The 344-nt window shown below is 43.0% G+C and carries 1 pseudogene; it reads left to right on the top strand.

What is annotated here, in order from left to right:
* Positions 1-58 precede the first annotated feature (58 nt).
* A pseudogene (locus AOA61_RS27250) lies at positions 59-344 on the top strand (hypothetical protein); the annotation flags it as partial.

The following is a 344-nucleotide window of genomic DNA, read 5'->3' as shown; positions in this document are numbered from 1 at the left end:
AATGGTACTAGGTGCACTTTATATCTCTCCACCTCCTAAAGGATGGTTACCTGAAGGGATGAAGAAAGCAATAGCTTCTGGGAAAAAAGTAATGAAAAGAGACTTATCTCAACTTACAGCAAAGGAAGCTGTGAGAACAAGACGCTTTTGGATGCTTTGGAGCATGATGCTTATTAATGTAACTGCTGGAATCATGATGATTTCTGTGGCTTCTCCAATGGCTCAAGAAGTAGTGGGCTTATCCACAGTTGGAGCAGCTACAATGGTTGGAGTTATGGGAATATTTAATGGAGGTGGAAGATTGGGGTGGGCAGCGTTATCTGATTATATTGGCCGTCCCGTGG

The organism is Pseudomonas sp. 2995-1 (assembly GCF_002742505.1).
Taxonomy (GTDB): Bacteria; Pseudomonadota; Gammaproteobacteria; order Pseudomonadales; family Pseudomonadaceae; genus Aquipseudomonas; species Aquipseudomonas sivasensis.
The sequence above is the reverse complement of the archived record's forward strand: the minus strand, read 5'-3'. Positions and strand labels throughout refer to the sequence as shown.